Raw genomic sequence first — 1123 nt, 5'->3', positions numbered from 1 at the left:
GGCGACCCGGCGGGCGGGCGGGGCCGGGCTACCGGGCCGGGCGAGCGGGGCCGGGCTACCGGGCGAGCGGGCTACCGGGCGAGCGGAACCTCGAGGATGCTCGGCCCGGCCGGCGGCATGGTCAGGGCCTGCTCGAGCTCGGTCCGCGTGGTGGCCCGGCTGTACTCCCAGCCGTAGGCGGCCGCGAGCTGGGCGAAGTCCATCCGCTGCGGGGTGAAAAGCACCCGGCCGACCGATTCCGTGCGGGCGGATGCCGCAACCTCGAGGCTGTCGAAGATGGTGCCGCCGCCATCGTTGCCGACGATGACCTGCAGGCGCGGGCGCGGTTCGCCCGGCGTGAGCAGCAGCGAACCGGCGTCGTGCAGCAGCGCCAGGTCGCCGAGCAGCAGCCGGGTCACCCCGGCCGGGCGCGGCTCGGGGCCGAACTGACTGGCGAGGGCGATGCCGACGGCGGTGGCCACGGTGCCGTCGATTCCGGCGAGCCCGCGGTTGGAGTGCACCGGGATCTTCTTGCCGCTCACGAGGCGGTCGGCCTCGCGAATCAGCCGGGAGGCGCCGAGCACGAGCCGGTCGTGGGGCCAGGACGCGCGCCACACGGCGTCGACCAGCATCGGGCGGGTGACCGGCGCGCGGAGGGCGGCGAGTTCTGCCCGGGTCATGCCGCGTTCGCCGACCGGGGGCGTGGCCAGGTCGGGCGAGCCGTCGAGCAGCCGGCGGCTGGTCATCACCCAGCGGCCGAGCCATTCCCGTGCCTCCCGGGTTCCGGCGGCAACGACGGCCGTCTCGTCGGCGATGACCGACCGGGCGAACACGCGCGCCCGGTGTCCGGGGTTGAACCATTCCGCGCCGGTCCCCGCCACGACGATCGTGTCGACGCCGTCCCTCTGGAGCAGCGCCGGGATCTCCCGGCTGAGCGTGGGGTGCCCGAACACGACGGCCCGCTCCACCCGGCCGCCGAACTCGTCGGCCTGGAGCAGCTCGCGGTAGGCGCCGACCAGGTTCGGGCCGAAGCGCGCCCCGCTGCTCACCTCGGCGAGCAACGGCCAGCCGCCCGAGCGGGCGAAGGCCTCGGCCGCTCCGGTGGCGCCGGTGCCGGCGATGACCACGGTGCGCGGCCCGGCCG

General features: G+C 76.2%; 1 pseudogene. It reads right to left on the bottom strand.

Features of this window, described 5'->3' with window-relative positions:
- Window positions 1-71: 71 nt before the first annotated feature.
- Window positions 72-1123: pseudogene (locus tag E3T48_RS16725) on the bottom strand (2-succinyl-5-enolpyruvyl-6-hydroxy-3-cyclohexene-1-carboxylate synthase); the annotation flags it as partial.

Origin of the sequence: Cryobacterium fucosi (assembly GCF_004403515.1) — a bacterium.
In the GTDB taxonomy this organism is placed as follows: domain Bacteria; phylum Actinomycetota; class Actinomycetes; order Actinomycetales; family Microbacteriaceae; genus Cryobacterium; species Cryobacterium fucosi.
Note: the sequence above shows the minus strand (reverse complement) of the source record. Positions and strands in the feature narration are given on the sequence as shown.